At 69.4% G+C, this 18,511-nt stretch carries 20 protein-coding genes; 8 read left to right on the top strand and 12 right to left on the bottom strand.

The window, feature by feature from the left end:
- From I6A60_RS16655 to I6A60_RS16645, 3 genes are all read right to left on the bottom strand, one after another.
- Positions 1-758 (bottom strand): PD40 domain-containing protein (locus I6A60_RS16655; protein ID WP_203055647.1); only part of this gene is annotated, 758 nt, incomplete at its 3' end.
- Positions 759-772: 14 nt separating this feature from the next.
- Positions 773-946 carry a hypothetical protein gene (locus I6A60_RS16650; RefSeq protein ID WP_203015074.1) on the bottom strand — a complete coding sequence of 58 codons (174 nt, stop codon included), beginning with the start codon at positions 944-946 and terminating at the stop codon, positions 773-775.
- Between the two features lie 19 nt (positions 947-965).
- Entirely contained in the window at positions 966-1,640 is a 675-nt protein-coding gene (locus I6A60_RS16645) for a hypothetical protein (RefSeq protein ID WP_203015072.1), read from the bottom strand.
- A 140-nt stretch (positions 1,641-1,780) separates the two neighbouring features.
- On the opposite strand from I6A60_RS16645, the gene I6A60_RS43570 reads away from it, so the two are divergent.
- On the top strand, positions 1,781-3,715 hold the full coding sequence (locus I6A60_RS43570; RefSeq protein WP_203055646.1) for a histidine kinase: 1,935 nt from the start codon (positions 1,781-1,783) through the stop codon (positions 3,713-3,715).
- Entirely contained in the window at positions 3,703-4,374 is a 672-nt protein-coding gene (locus tag I6A60_RS16635; protein ID WP_203015066.1) for a response regulator transcription factor, read from the top strand. The genes I6A60_RS43570 and I6A60_RS16635 overlap by 13 nt, the downstream gene beginning before the upstream one ends.
- Before the next feature lie 280 nt (positions 4,375-4,654).
- On the opposite strand, the gene I6A60_RS16630 is transcribed toward I6A60_RS16635, so the two are convergent.
- The gene (locus I6A60_RS16630) at positions 4,655-5,365 is read right to left on the bottom strand and encodes an IS6 family transposase (protein WP_203015065.1); all 711 of its coding nucleotides are present in this window, start codon (positions 5,363-5,365) and stop codon (positions 4,655-4,657) included.
- A gap of 171 nt (positions 5,366-5,536) precedes the next feature.
- On the bottom strand, positions 5,537-6,043 hold the full coding sequence (locus tag I6A60_RS16625) for a MarR family winged helix-turn-helix transcriptional regulator (RefSeq protein WP_203015063.1): 507 nt from the start codon (positions 6,041-6,043) through the stop codon (positions 5,537-5,539).
- Positions 6,044-6,271: 228 nt separating this feature from the next.
- Between I6A60_RS16625 and I6A60_RS16620 the strand changes: the two genes are divergently transcribed.
- Positions 6,272-6,910, top strand: a complete 639-nt coding sequence (locus I6A60_RS16620; RefSeq protein ID WP_203015061.1) for an NADPH-dependent F420 reductase — start codon at positions 6,272-6,274, stop codon at positions 6,908-6,910.
- Between the two features lie 35 nt (positions 6,911-6,945).
- Positions 6,946-7,539, top strand: a complete 594-nt coding sequence (locus I6A60_RS16615; protein WP_203015059.1) for a YceI family protein — start codon at positions 6,946-6,948, stop codon at positions 7,537-7,539.
- 369 nt (positions 7,540-7,908) lie between these two features.
- Here I6A60_RS16615 and I6A60_RS16610 read toward each other — a convergent pair whose 3' ends face one another.
- The 5 genes from I6A60_RS16610 to I6A60_RS16590 form a co-directional block, all read right to left on the bottom strand.
- Complete coding sequence (locus tag I6A60_RS16610; RefSeq protein ID WP_203015057.1) at positions 7,909-8,397, bottom strand: maleylpyruvate isomerase N-terminal domain-containing protein; 489 nt, start codon at positions 8,395-8,397, stop codon at positions 7,909-7,911.
- A 135-nt stretch (positions 8,398-8,532) separates the two neighbouring features.
- Positions 8,533-9,387 carry an LLM class flavin-dependent oxidoreductase gene (locus tag I6A60_RS16605; protein WP_307873716.1) on the bottom strand — a complete coding sequence of 285 codons (855 nt, stop codon included), beginning with the start codon at positions 9,385-9,387 and terminating at the stop codon, positions 8,533-8,535.
- Between the two features lie 230 nt (positions 9,388-9,617).
- The gene (locus tag I6A60_RS16600) at positions 9,618-10,238 is read right to left on the bottom strand and encodes an NADPH-dependent F420 reductase (protein WP_203015053.1); all 621 of its coding nucleotides are present in this window, start codon (positions 10,236-10,238) and stop codon (positions 9,618-9,620) included.
- 81 nt (positions 10,239-10,319) lie between these two features.
- Positions 10,320-11,054, bottom strand: a complete 735-nt coding sequence (locus I6A60_RS16595) for an SDR family NAD(P)-dependent oxidoreductase (protein ID WP_203015051.1) — start codon at positions 11,052-11,054, stop codon at positions 10,320-10,322.
- Positions 11,055-11,146: 92 nt separating this feature from the next.
- Positions 11,147-12,688 carry an MFS transporter gene (locus I6A60_RS16590; RefSeq protein ID WP_203015049.1) on the bottom strand — a complete coding sequence of 514 codons (1,542 nt, stop codon included), beginning with the start codon at positions 12,686-12,688 and terminating at the stop codon, positions 11,147-11,149.
- A 480-nt stretch (positions 12,689-13,168) separates the two neighbouring features.
- Between I6A60_RS16590 and I6A60_RS16585 the strand changes: the two genes are divergently transcribed.
- The 4 genes from I6A60_RS16585 to I6A60_RS16565 all read left to right on the top strand — a co-directional run bounded on the left by I6A60_RS16585 (position 13,169) and on the right by I6A60_RS16565 (position 16,953).
- Positions 13,169-13,831, top strand: coding sequence for a helix-turn-helix domain-containing protein (locus I6A60_RS16585; protein WP_307873715.1), 663 nt, complete (start codon positions 13,169-13,171; stop codon positions 13,829-13,831).
- Positions 13,832-14,977: 1,146 nt separating this feature from the next.
- Positions 14,978-15,676 (top strand): WD40 repeat domain-containing protein, encoded by a 699-nt coding sequence (locus I6A60_RS16575; protein WP_203015048.1) that lies wholly within the window; start codon positions 14,978-14,980, stop codon positions 15,674-15,676.
- Between the two features lie 34 nt (positions 15,677-15,710).
- Positions 15,711-16,658 carry an IS3 family transposase gene (locus I6A60_RS16570; protein ID WP_203015047.1) on the top strand — a complete coding sequence of 316 codons (948 nt, stop codon included), beginning with the start codon at positions 15,711-15,713 and terminating at the stop codon, positions 16,656-16,658.
- 88 nt (positions 16,659-16,746) lie between these two features.
- The gene (locus I6A60_RS16565; protein ID WP_203015046.1) at positions 16,747-16,953 is read left to right on the top strand and encodes a hypothetical protein; all 207 of its coding nucleotides are present in this window, start codon (positions 16,747-16,749) and stop codon (positions 16,951-16,953) included.
- A 53-nt stretch (positions 16,954-17,006) separates the two neighbouring features.
- Here the strand turns inward: I6A60_RS16565 and I6A60_RS41730 are convergent, their stop codons facing one another.
- Positions 17,007-17,717 carry a hypothetical protein gene (locus tag I6A60_RS41730; RefSeq protein ID WP_238435573.1) on the bottom strand — a complete coding sequence of 237 codons (711 nt, stop codon included), beginning with the start codon at positions 17,715-17,717 and terminating at the stop codon, positions 17,007-17,009.
- Positions 17,718-17,803: 86 nt separating this feature from the next.
- On the bottom strand, positions 17,804-18,166 hold the full coding sequence (locus I6A60_RS16555; protein ID WP_203015045.1) for a hypothetical protein: 363 nt from the start codon (positions 18,164-18,166) through the stop codon (positions 17,804-17,806).
- Positions 18,167-18,511 lie beyond the last annotated feature (345 nt).

Below are 18,511 nucleotides of genomic sequence, written 5' to 3'. Positions count from 1 at the left end.
GGGGGGAGGGCCATGCGGGGGCCGGCGGCTGTCACCGATTCGGCGCCGACGGCGATTGTCTGCCCGTCGGGGGACCAGCGGGCCGGGCCGGCGGCGACGCCGGCGGGGGTGACCTGGCGGGGCGCGGAGCCGTCGGCGGCGGTGAGGTAGAGCGTTCCGTGGGGGGAGCCGTCGGCGGTCGTCGCGCGCAGGAAGAGTAGCTGTGTGCCGTCGGGCGAGTAGTCCATTGGGATGTCGTGGTATCCGGCGGGTGCGGTCGTGAGGCGCCGGACCGCCGGTTGGTCGACGGGGGGTGCGGTGTAGATGCCGTTGCGTCCCGGGTCCTGGTCGTCCCAGCCTTCGAAGGCCAGTTCGCGGGCGTCGCGGGACCATGCGCCCGGACCGAGGTTGATAGTCCCGTCGGGGAGCTCAAGCGGGTGTGACGCTCCGGCGCCCTGGTAGATCGCTGTGGTGATGCGACCGTCCGCGGTGGTCGCCGAGGCGAGAATTCGGGTGCCGTCGGGTGAGAATCGTGGGCAGCAACCGTCTGGTAGCTGGTTGATCTGTTGCTCGTTCGTCCCGTCGGCGTGGGCGGTGAAGACGGTCGATTCGCCGAACGGTCCACCGGCTCTGGTGAACAGGATGGTGCCGTGGAGCCTGGCGGCCGGTTGTCCAGTCGACGACGACCCGCCCGACGGGGTCGGTTCTCCGTTCGCGGTGCAGGCGGCAACTACCGCGACCAGCACGAGACCGGCTGCCAGTTTTCCTAGACGAGTCATGTCGTCCTTCCCTTTTAAATCGAATGCAATGGCAGCCTCTCCCGCCGTCGGACGGCGCGCGGGAAGACGGCTCCGGTCGCCGTGACGGCGAGGACCAGACCGAGGGTGAGGTGGAAGAATTCCACGTCGAGGTAGTCCTGCGGCGTCGCGATCCGGGACGCGTTGGCGGGGCGGGCGAGGCGCCGCACCTACCGGGTGGTCACACCTTCACTCTCGGGTGATGGCGGTACGGGCGATCACCACTCCGAGCAGGGCCAGGAGCACGTTCCAGCCGCCGACGCCGAGGAAGAATATGTCGCCGCCGGCCATGACCAGTGGGGTGAGGCCGAGGAAGACGAACACGCCGCACAGCAGCGGCACGAACCGGCCGGCGCCGCCCAGGGCGCGCTCGCGCAGCACACCCACGCCGGTCAGCACGAACCCGACGCCGGCGATCATCGATGAGATGCCGATCAGCGTGCTGACCAGGACCGCGCCTGGGTCGTCCGCCGCCGCGTGGGCGAGCGGGATGAATGCCAGCTCGCACGGCACGAGCAGGGCCATCCCTACGAGCATGATCGGGGTGCCGACCCGGGCGGCCCGACCGCGGCCAGCGAGGCCGGACCGGGCCAGGCCGAGCGCGCCGAGGAAGGTCAGGACGTGGGTGACGGTCCAGATCGTCTCGGTGCCCCGGAACAGGCCGGGGCCGTAAGGCCAGCTGAGTTCCTCCGTGGGCACGGGCGAGGTCAGGGTGGCGCTCCAGGCCGCGCCCACCACCGCGATCAGGCCGCCGACCGCGCAGAGCGCGCCGGACAGACGCGGGAATGCTCGGCCGGCTGGCTGGGCCGGGGTCGGCCGCGGGCTGGCGGCGGTGCGGGTCGTGACGTCGTAGTTGCCGGTCATCGTCCACCTCCTGGATGGGTCGTCGGGGTGTCGTTGAGGCTGCCGTCCGGGTAGGGCTCGTGGCAGCCGGGCCGGCACCTGACCCGCGACAGGTGCTGGCACTGTTGCCACCCGCCGGGGCGGCGCGCGATGATCAGCCGGTGGCCGGTCCCGACGCCCGCGCGCGCCAGTTCCCGGTGGCGCTGTTGGTGCTGACCTGCGCGGCCGCCGTCGCCTCGGTGCCGCTCTCGGCCGGCCTGGAGCCCGTCATCGACACCGCGCTCTACCCGCTCAACGCGGTGGCGCTCGGCGGGGCTGGCGCGCTCATCCGGCTGCGGCTGTCGCGGCATCGCGTTGGGTTGCTGCTGGCCGGTGTCGGCCTGGTAGCCGCCCTGGTCGAGCTGCTGGAGGGTTACGGCTACCACGACACCTGGCCGGGCGCGCTCACCGCGCAGTGGGGCGCGTCCTGGGGGGCGATGGTCGGCATCGGCAGCACCGCCACCGTGCTGGCGCTGTTCCCGGACGGGCATGCGGCGGGCCGGTGGTGGCGCTGGCTGCCGCCCTTCACGGTCGGGGTGACCGCGACGTTCGTGCTCGGGGCGGCGCTGTCGCATGCGAACGACGACTCGTACACCTTCACCAGGGGCGGCAACCCGTACGCCCTTGACGGGCTCGACTTCATCTACACCGTCGGCGAGTTCGCCTTCGTGGCGTCGCTCCTGTTCTCGATCGTGTCGCTGGTGAGCCGGTTCCGGCGGGCCGGCGGCGCGGAGCGGCAGCAGCTTAAGCTGATCTTCTGGTTTGCCTGTGTGCTCGCGGTGGTCGGCCCCGCGGCGGCTGTGGGCTTCAACAGCAGTGTCGTCGTGCAGGTCGCGATCGCGCTGTTGGTGCCGATGCTGCCGGTCATGATCTGCGTGGCGATCCTGCGCTACCGGCTGTACGACGTCGATGTTCTGATCGCCCGGACGATCTCCTACGCGGCGCTGACCGCGTTGCTGGCCGTGGCCTGGGGCGGCACCGCGCTCATCCTGGGCGCCCTGCTGGGCGGCGGCTCGGCCTGGGTCACCGCGGGCGCGACGACGGCGGCCGCGGCCGCCCTCCTGCCACTGCGGCGCAGGGTGCAGGACGGCGTCGACCACGCGTACCGGCGCGCGCGGCACCATGCGCTGGCCCGGGTCGACGCCTACCTGGAAGACCTGCGCGCCGGCCAGGCCTCAGCGGACGAACTGGAGGGACTGCTACGCGATGTGCTCCGCGACCCCGCGCTGGAGTTACGCCTGCTGTTGCCGGGCGAGTCGACGTCGCCCCCCGCGGATGGCGCTGACGCCGGCGGCAGTGTCCGAACGCTCATCGAGCGCTCGGGGATTGCGCTCGCCGAGGTGACGCACGCGGTGCCGGAGGGCGAACCGCTAAGCGACGTACTGTCCCGGGCCGGGCTGGCGATCGAGATCGCGCGCCTCCAGGCGGAGGTCCGCCACCGGCTCGCCGAGGTGGAGGCCTCGCGTGCCCGGATCGTCGCGGCGGCCCACGAGGAGCGCCGCAGGCTGGGGCGCGACCTGCACGACGGGGCGCAGCAGCGGCTGGTCAGCGCGGGACTCGCGCTGCGACACGTGCAGCACCAGCTCGGGGACCAACCCGCGTCCAGCGACATCGAGACCGCCGTCACCGAGATCGGCGGCGCGATCCAGGACCTGCGTGACCTGGCGCACGGCATCCGCCCGGCCCGGCTCGACGACGGGCTGGAACTGGCGCTGCGCGAGCTGGCCGGCCGGGCGCCGATGCCCGTGCGGGTGCAGGCCACGCCCGGCCCGCTACCGGACGCCGTCGTGGCCGCGGCCTACTACGTCGCCGCGGAGGCACTGACCAACGTGGTGAAGCACGCCGTCGCCAACACAGTGGAGCTGCGGGCGAACCGCGAGGACGACGAGCTCGTGCTGAACGTGCGCGATGACGGCATCGGGGGCGCCCAGCTGAGCGCCGGATCTGGCCTGCGCGGGCTGGCCGACCGGGTAGGAGCGCTCGGCGGGCAGTTGCGGCTCGAGAGCCCGGCCGGCGCGGGCACGACGCTGACGGTGAGGCTGCCGTGCGCGTCGTAGTCGCCGAGGACCAGGTGCTCCTCCGAGAAGGCCTCGTCCGCCTGTTCGAGGATCGCGGACACACCGTCGCCGCCGCCCTCGGGGACGCGACCGGACTGCTGGCCGCGGTCGCCGAGCACACGCCGGACCTTGTCGTGCTCGACATCCGGATGCCGCCATCCTTCACCGACGAGGGCGCCCGAGCCGCCCGCGCGGTGAAGGACGCCTATCCGGAGGTCGGCGTCCTCGTACTGTCGCAGCACGTGGAGGCCCGGTACGCCGTCGGGCTGGTGGCGCTCGGCGGGTTCGGCTACCTGCTCAAGGACCGGGTCCTCGACGTTAACGAGTTCCTCTCGGCCGCCGGACGGGTCGCAGGCGGTGGTTCGGCGCTGGATCCGCACGTCGTGGGCACGCTGCTCGCGGCACAGAGCACGGCGGACCCGGTGGCCGGACTGTCAGCCCGCGAACGGGACGTGCTCGCGCTGATGGCCGAGGGCCTCAACAACACCGCCATCGCCCGGCGGCTGGTCGTCAGCGAACGCACCATCGAAGGACACGTACGCCATCTACTAATCAAGCTTGGACTGGCCGAGGTGGACGACGGCCACCGCCGCGTGCTCGCAGTCCTCGCCCACCTACGACACTCCGCCCTACCGGCCGCGCGAATGCCCGACGTCTAGCTAGAGAGAGCGGTTCGTGTGGCAGCAAACCGGTCGTCTACCCGGGGCTCGAACCAGCCATCGAGGTCTTGACCAGCACCGCTCCGAGGCGCCGACCTAACAGCGATAGATCGCAAACCACACCCGCGCAGGTCAGAGGCATGATCAGTACCCAGGTGGACCCTGTGTACCAGCATCCGAACCGGTTGATCTTGTTGCGCCCCGAGTGCGGGGAAGGAGTTGCCCGGGCGCTGTTGCGTTGAGCTGGCCCGGGCAGGGCTCGGGCGGGCTGGTCGCCTGGTCACAGAGTCAGGGCGAGTTCGGTGAATGCTGCTGCGAGTCGGTGACGGGGTTCGGCGTCGGTGCCGAGTTCGTAGTGGCCGCGGCGGAGATTCTGGACGAAGGCGTGCCCGGAGCTGATCACCTGGGCGGAGCGCAGCCGTTTGAGCCCTCGCATCGGCCGCAGCCGTGCCTTCAATCTGCCGTGATCGGCTTCGACCTTGTTGTTCGCGTACCGGGCGTCCACGTGGTGGGCGGTGGGGAGCTGTTCGTCGAGGACGCGGGGGTAGGCCGCGGCCCGGTCGGTGGTCACCTCGACCGGCCGGCGGCCGTGTGCCAGCGCCCGGGTGAAGAACCGGCGGGTCGCAGCGAGATCCCGCTTCTCGGAGGCGAGCACGTCGATGACCTGGCCGAACTGGTCGATTGCCCGGTACAGGTATGTCCAGCGACCGGCGACCTTCACATACGTCTCGTCGGTGAACCACCTGCTGCCCGGAATGTCGCGGCACGGCCGGGCCGCGTCGATCAGTAACGGCGTGAACCGCTGCACCCACCTGTAGGCGCTGACGTGATCGACCACGATGCCACGCTCGGCGAGCAACTCCTCGACGTCCCGGTAGGACAGGCTGTAGCGCAGGTACCACCGCACCGCCAACGTGATGACCTCCGGCGGGAATCGGAATCCCGCGAACTCGGAGGCCGGAACCACTGGACGGACACGCCGACGATGCACCGGTCGATCATGCCCGAGCGGCTGGCCCGACCACGGTGCCCGCCAACGCAACAGCGCCCCTCCGCCTCGCCGGATGTACTGGGCGGCGGCTTCGGGGGACACCCGCGATCGCCACCGGCAGTCCGCTGGATCAGCACCAAGAAGGTGCAGGGCAACCCGTTCGCACGCCGCTCAGGGCGAGAGCGCGGGTTCGTCTGGGGTGGAGTGTTCGGGGAACGGGTCCTCGGCGAGGTGATCCAGGATCCGTTCGTTGAGGGCGGCGAGGATGTCGAGTTCGGCGGGGGTGAGCAGGTCGATGAAGTGCCGGCGGACGTTGCGCACGTGCCCGGGCGCGGCGTCCTCAATGGCGCGGCGTCCAGCGGGCAGGAGGCGGATCATGGAGCTGCGGGCATCGGCTGGGTTAGTTTCCCGGACGATGAACCCATGCTCCTGCATGCGTCGGGTCTGGTGGGAGAGGCGGCTCTTCTCCCACTGCAGCAGGGCGCACAGTTCCCGAGCGGGCAGGCTGCCCGTGGCGTGCTCCGAGAGCACAGCGAGGATTTCGTAGTCGGCCTCCGTCAGTCCGGAGTCCTCCAGCAGGTGCCGGCGCAGACGGACGGCGAGCTGGTGGTGCGCGTGCATGAAGGCCCGCCAGGCGCGGTCTTCACGGGGGCTGAGCCAGGTCGGTTCCGTCGGCATGCGGCGATATTACCTGCTGGTTGACTCGTCAACCAAGGGTCAATACGGTCGACGAGTCAACCAAGATCTCGGCGCTCCGGGAAACACATCGTGAGCATCGTCGGCCTGCACAGCCAGAGCCACATCTCCATCGCATCCGGCGCGTGACGCCATCCGGCAGGGTCGTCCCGCGCCGGGCACGCCCGGATCCCGGCAGCTCCCACGCCGCCCACTCAACAGGAGCCACCCATGAAGTTTGGAATGATCGGCGCGGGAACGGTCTCGCGCGCCATCGCCGGCCACGTGGTCAAGGCCGGTCACGACGTGGTCTTCAGCAACAGTCGCGGTCCGGGCACCCTCGACGCCGTCGTCGACGCCTTCGGTCCCCGCGCGTCGGCCGGCACCGTCGCCGAGGCGGGAGCCGCGGACTTCGTCGTGCTCGCCGTGCGCTGGACACGGGTGCGCGACGTGGTAGGCAACCTGCCCTTCCGCGACGGCCGGATCGTTATCGACGCCACGAACCAGTGGGCCAGTCTGACCCCCACCTTCGTCGCCGACCACCTCGAGATCGGAGGCAGCGAACTGGTCGCCGCACTGATCCCCGGCGCCCACGTCATCAAGGCCTTCGACAACATGTACGGCCCCTACATCGCCGCCGACCCCGTCACCGACGCCGGCCGCCGGATCCTTTTCTACGCCGGCGACGACGGGACCTCGAAGGGTCTCTTCCGCTCCGTTGTCGAGGACTTCGGATTCGCGCCCGTCGACCTCGGCCGACTTGAGATGGGACGCCTGATGCAGGTGGACGGCGGACCGCTGAGCGGACTGCACGCCGTCCGAGAAGACCGCGTCCCACAGATGGTTGACGCGTCATCTAATAAGCCGTAAGTTGGTTGAGCAATCAACTTTCGAGGAAGGTCGCCATGACGACTCCATCCGTGTCCAACCCCTCGGCGCCAGCCCTCCCCGACACGGGAAGCGGGCTACCGCTGTCTGCCGGCGTCTGGCCCATCGATCCCGCGCACTCCGGTGTCTACTTCCAGGTCCGCCACCTCGGCCTGACCAACGTCCGCGGCCGGTTCGACCTGTTCAGCGGGACACTCACGATCGGCGAGACGCTCGCGGACGTCGCCATCGACGCCACGATCGACATGGCCTCGGTCAACACCAACCAGCCCGACCGAGACGCCCACCTGCGTTCCACCGACTTCTTCGACGTCGAACACCACCCGACCATGCACTATCGGTCACTATCCATTACCGAAAGCGAGGACGGCTACCAAGTCGAGGGCGAACTGACCATCAACGCGACCACCCAACCGGTCACCCTGGCGGTCGAGTTCAACGGCGTCGACGTCCACCCCGCGGACGGCCGGACCAGAGCCGGGTTCGCCGCGACCACCGAAATCCGCCGCAGCGACTACGGCATCGACTTCAACATGCCCCTCGGCGCCGGCAAACTCGCCCTCGGTGACAAGATCAAAATCGATCTCGACCTCCAGTTCATCGCCCCATGACAACCCCGACACCCGCGCAGATCCCGGACTCACACCTGGACCTGCTCACCCAACCCTGACCGCGGTCCTGACCACCATCGGCACGGACGGCCGGCCGCAGTCAACCGCCGTCTAGTACCTCCTCGCCGACTCGACCCTGCGGACATCGATGGTCACTACCCGGACGGTCGCACCCACGCCCGCCTCCACCTTCAGAGCGGGCGTGGGGCGCCCGGCCCCGCCCGCCCTGGACAGCTGCTACCGCACGACGGACTCCGGCGACAGCACAAGACCTCCGGAACCGTCGACCGCCTGCCTACTGACGCGCAGACCGGATCCCCGCCGGGCGGGCACGGTCCATCGGTTGCAGGCGATGGGCTAGGTGGACGGTCAGACGGGGGTGTTCACCAGCCAGGTCGTCCAGTGCTGTCGCTCGCCGGCGACCTGGAGACGGCGGTCGTCGCCGGGGATGCGGCGCATCACCGCGAGCAGTAGGTCCGCGGCGGCACCGGACACCGGAACATCGCCGGTGCCGTGGCGCTGCTCCCAGCCGATCCCGGCCGGCCCGCCGAGGATCGTCCACTCCCCGTCGGCGCCGAGGCCGGTCGGTGGCATGCAGGTGCAGGCAGATCCCGGTGGGAAGGATTGCGGTGCCGGCGCCGTCGTGACGCCAGGCAGCCCGGCCAGTACGTCGAGCCACTCCGAGATCGCGTCGGCCACGGGCGCGGGCTCGACCGTATAGGCGACGTCCAGCGCCAGCGCGGCATCAGCCCGGTGGACCACCGACTCGTTCAGGATCCTGCGGATCCACCAGCGGGCCGGCCGCGGGCCGACGCCCGTCCACACCGTCGCCTCGGGGTCGGCCGCGACCGAATCCAACAGCAGCCGCGGACCTTCCTGAACCAGGCGAGCACGCCCGCGCCCGCATGCGGACGGGAGGTCAGGAATGCTTCGAGGTAGAGCTCAGGCCGGTCGGCGGCCGGCGCGTGAGCGATGCCGAAGCGCGCACGTGTGCTATTTGCGTCCTCGGGCGACGTGTTCGCGTACGGCGGGTATCGATTCGGCGGCGAAGCGTTCGAGCAGGTCCGGGTCATCGCTGGCGAGGATGAAGATGCTGACGCCGTCCTGGAGGGTCATCTGGGCCAGTGCTTCCGGGGTCTGCTGGTCTGGGAAGATGTTGAGCAGACGGGTGATCTCGCGGGGGTCGCGGCCCGCGGCCCGTGCGGCGTCGTCGATGATCGCGTTTCCCTTGGGCAGGCCGCCGAGCCCCATGACCGGCAGCGAGGGCAGCCAGCCGTCGGCCTTGCGTCCCACCAGGTCCTGCATCCTTGGCTTGTGGGCGCCGAGCCAGATCGGGATCTCATGTGCGGGCGCGGGTCCGCGCTCGGCGCCGCGGACGTTGTAGAACTCGCCGTCGGCGTTGAGGGTGCCGGGCGCGTCGGCGTCCCAGATCCCGCGGATCACGTCGATGGCCTCGCCGAGTGCCGCCACGCCCTGCAGCGGGGTCAGCCGCCGTCCGCCGGCCGCCTGCACGGCGTCCCAGTAGAAGCCGGCCCCGATCCCGAGGCTCGTCCGTCCACCGGAGAGCAGGTCGAGGCTGGCAGCCGCGCGGGCGAGCACGGCGGGGGGCTGGCGTAGCGGCAGGTTCAGCACGTTGGCGGACACGCCGATGCGCTCGGTCCGCGCTGCCACCCAGCTCAGCAGGGTCCAGGTATCGAGGAAACTCGACTGGTAGGGATGATCCTGGAAGGTGACGAAGTCGAAACCGAGCCGCTCACTGTGCTGCGCCAGCTCGACCGGACGGTGCGCCGGGGAGTTGGCGGGAGAGATGAACGTTGCGAAACGCAGCGGATGGAGGTAGTCAGGCACGGGTGTCTCCTTCGGTCTTTCGTGTGTGGCCAGCCCCGATGAGATGTTGTCGCCGACCTGCTTGATGACGTCTTCGCCGGTGCCGGACGCGGGCAGTCCCGGGTGGTCAGAGTCGATTGCCTGCAGGTCGGATGGCCCAGGGGCCGCCGCCATCCCGGGCAGGCGGAACCCTGCCTGCCCGGGATGGCCGCCGGGTGCCAGTGCGCGGCGCTGGAACTGCGAGCGGGGCTTCAGTCCGGGACGTTGACGCCGAGGCTGATGTTGAACCCTGCGCCATGGCTGGCCAGGCCCATCAGCAGCGGGCCCGCCGCCTCCAGCCAGTGCGCCGCCGCCAGGTCGCCGGCATCCAGCGGGCGCAGCCCGAGGCTCTCGATGAACGCCGACACGCTCGCCTTGGCGTCCGCGTCGTCGCCGGCGATGAGCACGTCCAGCGGGCCGCCCTGGGCCAGGACGTGGCCGAAGACGGTGTTGAACGCCTTCACGACGTGCGCGCTGGCCGGTGCGGCCTTGGCGATCTCCTGCGCGCCGGACGTGCCGTCAGGGGTGACCAGGGCGGTGGCGTCGGCGTTGAAGGTGTTCGAGATATCGATGAGGACCTTGCCGGCCAGCGCGTCCACGTACTGGGCGAGGACCTGGGCGGCGCTGGCGTAGGGCACGGCGAGGATGACGATGTCGCCGGCCGGGGCGGTGCCGAAAGTCCCCGCCGTCGCGCCGCCGCCGAGGGCGGCGGCCAGGTCCTTGGCCTTGGCCTGGTCGCGGCCGATGACCTCGACGGCGTTGCCGCCCTCGACCGCGCGGGTGGCTATGGCGCGGGCCATGCCGCCCAGGCCGATGAAGCTGACGCTGCTCATGGACGGGTGCTCACTTTCTGCAGTCTGGGATGAACTTTTTGCTTTGTGGGATCGGGGGCCGGCTGCCCCGGCCGGATGGCGTCAGACGTGACTGAACCCGCCATCGACGACCAGGTTTGCGCCGGTCATGAAGCTGGAGTCGGCAGAGGCGAGGAACAGCGCGGTGGCCGCGATCTCTTCGCTGGCCCCCAGCCGTCCCAGGGGGATGGCGGAGGTGATCTGCTCCCGGAATTCCGGGGTGACGGTGCTGAAGAGCGCGGTGTCGATCGAGCCGGGGCTGATGACGTTGACCCGGATGCGGCGGTCCTTCAGCTCCGCAGCCCAGGTGCGCGCGAGTGAGCGAACGGCTGCCTTGCTGGCGGAGTACACCCCGGCGCCGGGGATGCCCTTGGTCGCGCTGGTCGTGCCGTTCAAGATGACCGACGCGCCGTCGCTCATCAACGGCAGCAGGTATTGAACGGTGAACACGGTGCCCCGGAAGTTGACGGCCACGAGCGTGTCGAACGAGTCCGGGGTGATGCTGCCCAGCGGGTCGGATACTGACCCGATGCCGGCGCTGGCGAACAGGACGTCGACTCGTCCGTGCTGCTCCCGCACGGTCTCGGCCAAGCGGGCGAGGTCGTTCAGGTTTCCTGAGTCCGCCTGCACGCCCGTCACGTTGTGGCCGATGGCGGTGACCGCCTCGTCCACTTTGTCCTTGCGTCGCCCGGTGATGAACACGTGGGCGCCTTCAGCCACGAACAGCTTGGCCGTTGCGAGCGCCATCCCAGACGTCGCTCCGGTGATCACTGCGACCTTGCCATCGAGCTTGGGCATGGTGAACTGGCCTTTCTGTCGGTTGTGGTTCGTGTTGTGGTGGTTGGCGCCGCAGTCCGTCCTGCCACCGGGGCGCCGCCCGCCACGGGCTGTCAGATCAGTCCGCTGACGATCTCGTCGAGGGGCTCGGGCTGGCCGGCCTCGTGATGAAGCCGGGTGCCGCCGCGGATCAGGGCACCGCAAAGGACGGCAGCGGCCCAGAAGACGCCAGCGGCCCACCAGTAGCCGACGGTGAACCCGTGCACGGTTGCGTCGTCGACGCCGGTGCTGCCGTGGCGGGTCAGATAGTGGCTGGTAGCGGTGGCGACGAAGGTGCTGATCAAGGCGACGCCGAGCGCCGAGCCGAGCTGCTGGGAGACGTTGTTGAGCGCCCCCGCCGTACCAGCGTCGCGCGGATCGACACCCTGCTGCCCGACCGCAACTGCCACGACGGCGGCCGACCCGATGCCGGTCCCGACCAGGACCAGCCCGGGCAGCACCCAGGCCGCGTATGGGCTGCCCGCACCGGCCTGGGTCAGCAGTGCAGCTCCGGCACCGGAGGCGATCAAGCCGGCGGCGACGATGACCCGCATGGTCAGGTGCCGCAGCAGCACGCCCTGGGTCAGCGTGGCGACCACGGCGATCGTGGCCATCATCGGCAGGAACGCGACGCCGGTCATGATCGGCGAGTAGCCCAGCACACCCTGGAAGTAGTAGGTCAGGAACAGGAACAGCGCGAACACCGCCGCGTTCGCCAGAAAGAGCGTCAGGTAGGCGGCACCACGGTTGCGGTCGGCGACCACCCGCAGCGGGATGAGCGGGTGGCGGGCGACCTGCTGGAGCACGACGAAGCCGGCCAACAGGAGACCCCCGGCGATGAGCGGGGTCAGGGTGACCGCCGAGCCCCAGCCGTCGGTCTGGGCCTTGGCCGACCCGAAGACCAACCCGAAGATCGCCGCCGAGCCGACGACCGTGCTCGGCACGGAAAGCCTGGGCTTGTCGGGCTCGGCGGAGTTGTGCAGCAGCGTGAGGCCACCGATGATCCCGGCGACCGCGAGGACGATGTTGACGTACATGCACCAGCGCCAGTCCACGTAGTCCGTCAGCAGCCCGCCCACCAGCAGGCCGACGGCGCCGGCGCTGCCGGACACCGCACCGAAGATCCCGAACGCCTTGTTCAGCTCCTTGAGGTCGGTGAAAATCACCGTGATCAGCGACAACGCCGCCGGCGCGAGAACTGCCGCGAACCCGCCCTGGACGGCCCTGGCGGCGATCAGCGTGCCGATGTTCGGGGCCGCGCCGCCGGCAGCGGAGGCAGTCGCGAACCCCAGCAGTCCCACGATGAACATCGTCTTGCGGCCGAGCGCGTCGCCCAGCCGGCCTCCCAGCGGAAGCAAACTGCCGAAGGCCAGCACGTAGGCGGTGATCACCCACTGGCGGCTGGCGTCGGAGAAGCCGAGGTCGGCCTGCGCCGAGGGCAGGGCAACGTTCACGACGGTCGCATCCAGCAGGATCATGATCTGGGCGATGACGAGGACACCCAGAGCCATCCAACGCCGCGCGTCATGGGGATCGGGCGAAGCGGCCAGACGCGCGCCGACGGCCTCCGCGGGCCGCTGAGGCGCCTGCGCCCCGGAGGAATCCCTAGTGCTCATCTGCTTCGCTCCTCGTACGGTCAAGTCAGAGCGCCAAGATGAGGCACCCCTCCGGTCGCTGTTGCCTACACAAGCGGAGGGGTGCCTCACTCTATTCCGGAGGGGTGCCTCAAGTTGGCAGAAGTTTCGGGCCTCGACATCTGGCGGCACCCAAGAGACGAAGGGAGACGAGGCGCCCCTCGCCGCCTGGTCGCGAACGCTGCCCGCGACGGCGGCGACATCCAGGCCGGGTACCGGCCCGGGTCCCGGCAGCCACCTGGGCTGTCCTCAGCCATGCCACCGCACCGGACGAACGTCATGCTCGCGGGAGGGCCACCGGGATCGTCAGCCAGCTGGCGGGCGCCATGGTCCTGCCGCGCGGCGTCAGCCACGTCGCGCACGACCATGCCGACGAGCTCCCCGAGGTCAACCGCGCTCGGCCGGGCTCCTGAGCAGCGCAGAAAGGGAGGCTGCCCTCAGCATCGCCGGTAAACTGACGAAGTGAGCCGTAGCGACGTTGAGCAGATGCGCAGGCCCCTGCGCCGCGACGCCCGGGAGCGCCGGGACAAGCTCCTCGCCGCGGCGCAGCGCGAATTCGCCGCACACGGCGTGGACGCCTCCCTGGAGAAGATCGCACGCGACGCCGGCGTTGCCATCGGCACCCTGTACCGCCACTTCCCAACCCGCCTGGACCTGCTCATGGCCGCCTTCCAGCCCCGGCTTCAGGAGTTCCTCGACGGGGCCAACAAGGCCCTGGAGATGAACGACCCGTGGGAAGGGCTCGTCTACTACCTGGAGCACCTGTTCGGCATGCAGGCGGGAGACCGGGGTTTCAACGACTTCCTCTCCCGCCGCTTCACCGACAGCGCCGAGACCGAGCGCATCCACGACGAGATGTGCCAACAGATCGTGGACATGCTCACCCGGGCCCAAGAAGCCGGCGAGGCTCGCCGCGACATCACCCTGGCCGACATCGTCAACCTCATCTGGTCCAACGGCAGGATCATCGAGGCCACCAGCGCCACGGCGCCCAACGCCTGGCGGCGTTACCTCCACCTCATGCTCGACGCCTACCGGGCTGAGCGGGCACATCCGATCCCCGAGCCGCCGATGACGTCCGAGCAGCTTTACGACGCCATGGTCCATCTCAGCAAGGCGCAGTAGGGGCGGCCGGCCTGCTGTCCGGTCAGCCCGCCGCGTCGCGGAGACCTGGACGCCGCTCGCCGGCCGCGCACCTGTCCCTGGCGCGCGGTGTCGCTCGCTCTGCGGTGATGGCGATCTTGCCGCTGGGGTGATGCTTCAGCATGTGGGTGGCCTGTACCGTCGGCGCCCGGGATCGACTCTCGGCCGCGGCAGGCCGGGGCCGGCACCAGAGCCCATAGGACCGTGTCGGCCCACGTCGAAACGGTCCTATGCACGCCGACCGGCGCGGGCTAAGTTGAGGCCGCCTCTGGCGGCTGGTTGTCGAGTGTCAGATGCGTGTCGCTACGGATCTGCGCGACCAGGCCGCGGGCGGTGTCGGCGCCCAGCAGCCGTTTGCGCACGGTCTCAGCGGAGATTGGGCGTTGGTGGTGCTGTCAGTGCAGGACGTCCTCGGCGCGGGCGCGATGAAGCAGGTCCTGCGTGCGCCTCCCGTGCGGCCTGGCGCGACAACAAGCCCGCAATGGAAGTCCCGTTATGGGAAGGCTCGCCCGCGGAAACGGGCTCCGGCCGCCCACGCTGGACCACGCTGCCTGAGCCATCGGTGACCCGCGAATCTTCCGGCCGTCGACCGGCGGTCGCCGCTTGCATCACGTACAGGAGACCCGGGCCGACCTCGGCCCAGCCGATAAGGAGCAGTGGTCCGACGGCGTCGACCTACTAGGACCTTGTGGTGTGCGATCCGTCACAGCCGGAATGGGTGTTAGTTGACGTGGATGGAGACCGGCCTCGTTTGTCCGATCCTGATGCCCCCCGGATATCGCTGCCGTGTGCTTCGAGGTGACTGATTAGATGATCGCTGAAGAGCCGCCAGACCGGAGTCGATCCGCCACGCCTATCGTCGAGCTTGCAGATTCGTCTTGGGCGGTTGCATATGTCGGGTTTGACCGAGCTGGCCGATCGCTGCTATCAATTTCCAAGAACAGGCTGCTGGCATGGCATCTTGACGCCCCGACGCACCCTCGGCGGTTTGCGAATTCGCGGCTTCGGATACATGCCCGTGACTGGGTCCAGTGCGCGGCCATCGCACCGGGCGGTAGAGCGCTTGTCACCGGCGGGGAAGACCAAGTGGTCATCTGGAGCATGGAGCGCATAAAGCGTCCCAGGCCGATGGCCGTGCTCGTGGCGGGGAGTCTGGTCACCGGCTTGGCATTCAGTCCGCAGGGAAACGTCCTCGCCGTAGCGGACATGGACCGCCGCGTGACTCTCTGGGAAACGGCCGACCTGTCCGCCCCGGTCAAACTGACAGCGATGGACGTCAGAGCGCCGGAGGTGCTCGACCGGCGGGACATCGCCGAGACCGTGGCTTTTAGCCGTTCTGGCCGCCTGCTTGCGGTCGCTGGCTGGGGACTGACGGCCGCCCTCTGGGACGTCGCGAACCCGGCCCGCGTGGTGGAGCTTGCCTCTCTGATGACAACCGACGACGGCGCGCACCAGGTATTGTTCAGCCCTAATGATCGGATCTTGGTGACCTGTGCGGCTCACGAGGCTGACGGGACCGGAGCGACCGATCTCTGGGACATATCCAGCACTGAGGCCCCAGTCCGCCTTGCCCGCATCGACTGTCCGTCGTCGGCTGGCCCCCACGCGGCGATCAGTCCAGACGGTCGCCTGCTCGTCACCGCCGGTCCTGATCCCGATCAAGTTCTGTGGGATATCAGTGACCCAGCACGCCCGCAGCCGATCGCGAATGCGATGTTGCAGGCCGGACGCATAACGGATGCGGCGTTCAGCCCGGACGGCTGCCTCGTCGTGACTGCACACGGTGCGGAGCTCGACTTCAGGCTTAAGATCTGGAGGCTGCCGTGAACGTGTCGCCGCGCCGCACAGACTCGAGGTTCTCGTGAGGTTCGTCCGTGAGCACGCCGACCGCACGGACGGTGGGCTGCGCTGGGGCGTCGAGCCGATCTGCGGGGTGCTCTCGGAGCATGGTCTGCAGTTCGCCCCGTCCACCTACTACGACGCGTTGGCACGGGTTCCGAGCAGCCGGGCGCGCCGGGACGCGGAGCTGAAGCCGCTGATCCGCCAGGTGCACGAGGACAACTACGGCGTCTACGGAGCGCGCAAGGTCTGGCTGGCGCTCAACCGCCAAGGCGTCCCGGTTGCCCGCTGCACCGTGGAGCGGCTCATGCGCGACCTCGGCCTGGAAGGCGTCCGCCGTGGCCGCCAGCGCCGGACCACGATTCCCGACCCGGCCGCCGCGCGTCCCGCGGATATGGTGGGCCGCCGGTTCGACCCACCGGCCCCGGACCGAACCTGGGTCGCGGACTTCACCTACGTCCCGACCTGGACGGGCACGGTCTACGTCGCGTTCGTCATCGACGCCTACGCCCGGCGCATCCTCGGCTGGCGCGCGGCGACCAGCATGCGCACCGACCTCGTCCTCGACGCACTCGAACACGCCCTCTGGACCCGCCGCAGGCAAGGAGCCAGCCCGCCCGCGGGCCTGGTCCACCACAGCGACGCCGGCAGCCAGTACACCTCGATCGCGTTCACCGAACACCTCACCGCCGCCGGCGCCGACCCGTCCGTCGGCAGCGTCGGCGACGCCTACGACAACGCCCTGGCCGAGACCACGATCGGCCTCTACAAGACCGAACTGATCAAACCCCGCGGACCCTGGAAGACCGCCGACCAGGTCGAGGTCGCGACGCTGGAATGGGTCGACTGGTACAACGACCGCCGCCTGCACCATGCCTGCGGCGACCTACCGCCCGCCGAACTCGAAACCGCCCACCGTGAACGACACAAGGCTCCCGCCGAGGCCGGGGCCAGCCACTCAACAACCTGAGCCTCCGGACACCCCGGGGCGGTTCATACATCTGGTTCCCGTTGTCACCTACGAAGCCAGGTCCCTGACTGTGAAGCTGGATCAGGGGGTGCGTGACCAGTTTGTGGCCGAGACGCGGGGCAACCCGCTGGCGCTCGTGGAACTGCCACGCGAACTGGCCGCCGCGCCGCTGGCCGGCGGATTCGCCCTGCCTGGCGCGATGACGGTGCCCGGCGGCGCGGAGGAGATGTTCCGGCGCCGCGCCCGCCAGCTGCCCGCCGAGAGCCGGTCGTTGCTGCTGCTCGCCGCGGCCTAGAGGGCTTGGACGGGCGAAGCCGTCGAGGGTGGGTCAAGTTTGTGAGCTGTGGGTCAGGCAGCGAGTCCGGCTTGGTGGATGAGCTGGCCAAGGGCGGTGTAGTAGGCGTTGGCGGCCTTGCGTAACGCTGGTGGCTCGTCGTCGGTGCGGGTGAGGTCGTCGAGGCCGGTGGCGATGACTCGGTGATGGAGCCGGGTCAGGAACATCGCGTGGCGTCGGCCGTCGGGGGTGACGTGGTGGCGGTGCTGCCGGGGATGCGTTCGATGATTCCGTGGAGGCGTAGGCGGCGGAGGTCGTAGCTCATCTGTCCGCTGCTGATGGTGCTCGGTGACGTCCGAGCAGGGGCGCGAGGTGGGTGCGCAGGTCCCGATTGGTGAAGCCGTCGGAAGGAGGCGGAAGACGAGGATCGCGGTGAGCAGCGCGTCGACGCGGCGGTCGGTGAACCGCATCCCGGCGACGCGGCGGCCGTTAACGGTGATGACCGGGTCGGTGATCGCGGTCAGGGCGTGGTGGCCGTCGATCGGGTCGTGGCTGATGATCTGGACGTGGCCGTCGATGATCGGTTCTGTGGTGTTGAGGGCAAGGATGACGACAGACAGATCAACGACCGGCGCGACTAGTGGGGCAATGTAGGCAGGGACACCGAGCCTGATACCCAACGCCCAGACGTTGCCCAATCCGAACAGGAAACTCAAGGCGACGACGACGGAGATCAGGGTGGTCACCGCGTGGAGCGCGAGCCGCTGGTTGGCCGGGGGAGCCATAGGCGGAGACTTCAAGGCGCTCGATGGCAGGTGACTCGGGTCTGATCGGGTTCCAACACCAGCGGCGACCGGCATTTCGGCGTCCGTCATCGGTGCTCACCGTTCCCCGCCGCCAAGAGGGCGAGGTCGAATACTTCACGGAGACCGGGCATGTACGAATGGGTCAAGTCCCCCTCGGACACAACCAATACGCCAGCAGATGATGTTGGTTTGGCCTCGGCCTTGATCTCCTTGGTCAGATCGTCGTAGGTCAGCTGCAGTCCCAGCTCCTGGTAGAGCTTGGCCTTGTCTGCCGCGTCGGCGGTCTTGAGTGCGGTGAAGATGCCTCCGACTCCCACGATCAGCTCTTGGATCTGTCGGCCGGTGAGCGTGGTCTGTCGTCCGTCCATGCCCCCGCTCGATGTGAGCAGGGTCAGTTGAGCTGCGGCGGCTTGGCGTCGTGCGGTCACCTCGTTGATCCATCCCAGGATCGTCTCGGCGGCGCCGCCGTCTTCGAGGGCTTCGCGGTGGATGGCGAGTTTGCCGTCGCAGTCGGCGATCTGGCGGCGCAGCAGTTCAGCGCCTGGGCCTGAGGATGGATGGTGCTGCGCGGGGTCGAAGGCCCGAACGAGTAGCTGGTGGGTGTGGGCGTGGTCGAGGACCCACCTGGCTCGCTGTGCAAATCGGCGGGCCTACTGCACCTTGGTCCGCAGGCCCTACGGCACACCGCGGCGACGATGGCCTATGCGGTCGACGTCGACTGGAAGCAGATTCAAACGATGCTCGGTCCCCGTCGTGCGCTGTACCCGTGCATG

This window comes from Frankia sp. AgB1.9, from assembly GCF_016786355.1.
Lineage (GTDB): Bacteria > Actinomycetota > Actinomycetes > Frankiales > Frankiaceae > Pseudofrankia.
This window is presented reverse-complemented; position numbering and strand designations above follow the sequence as displayed.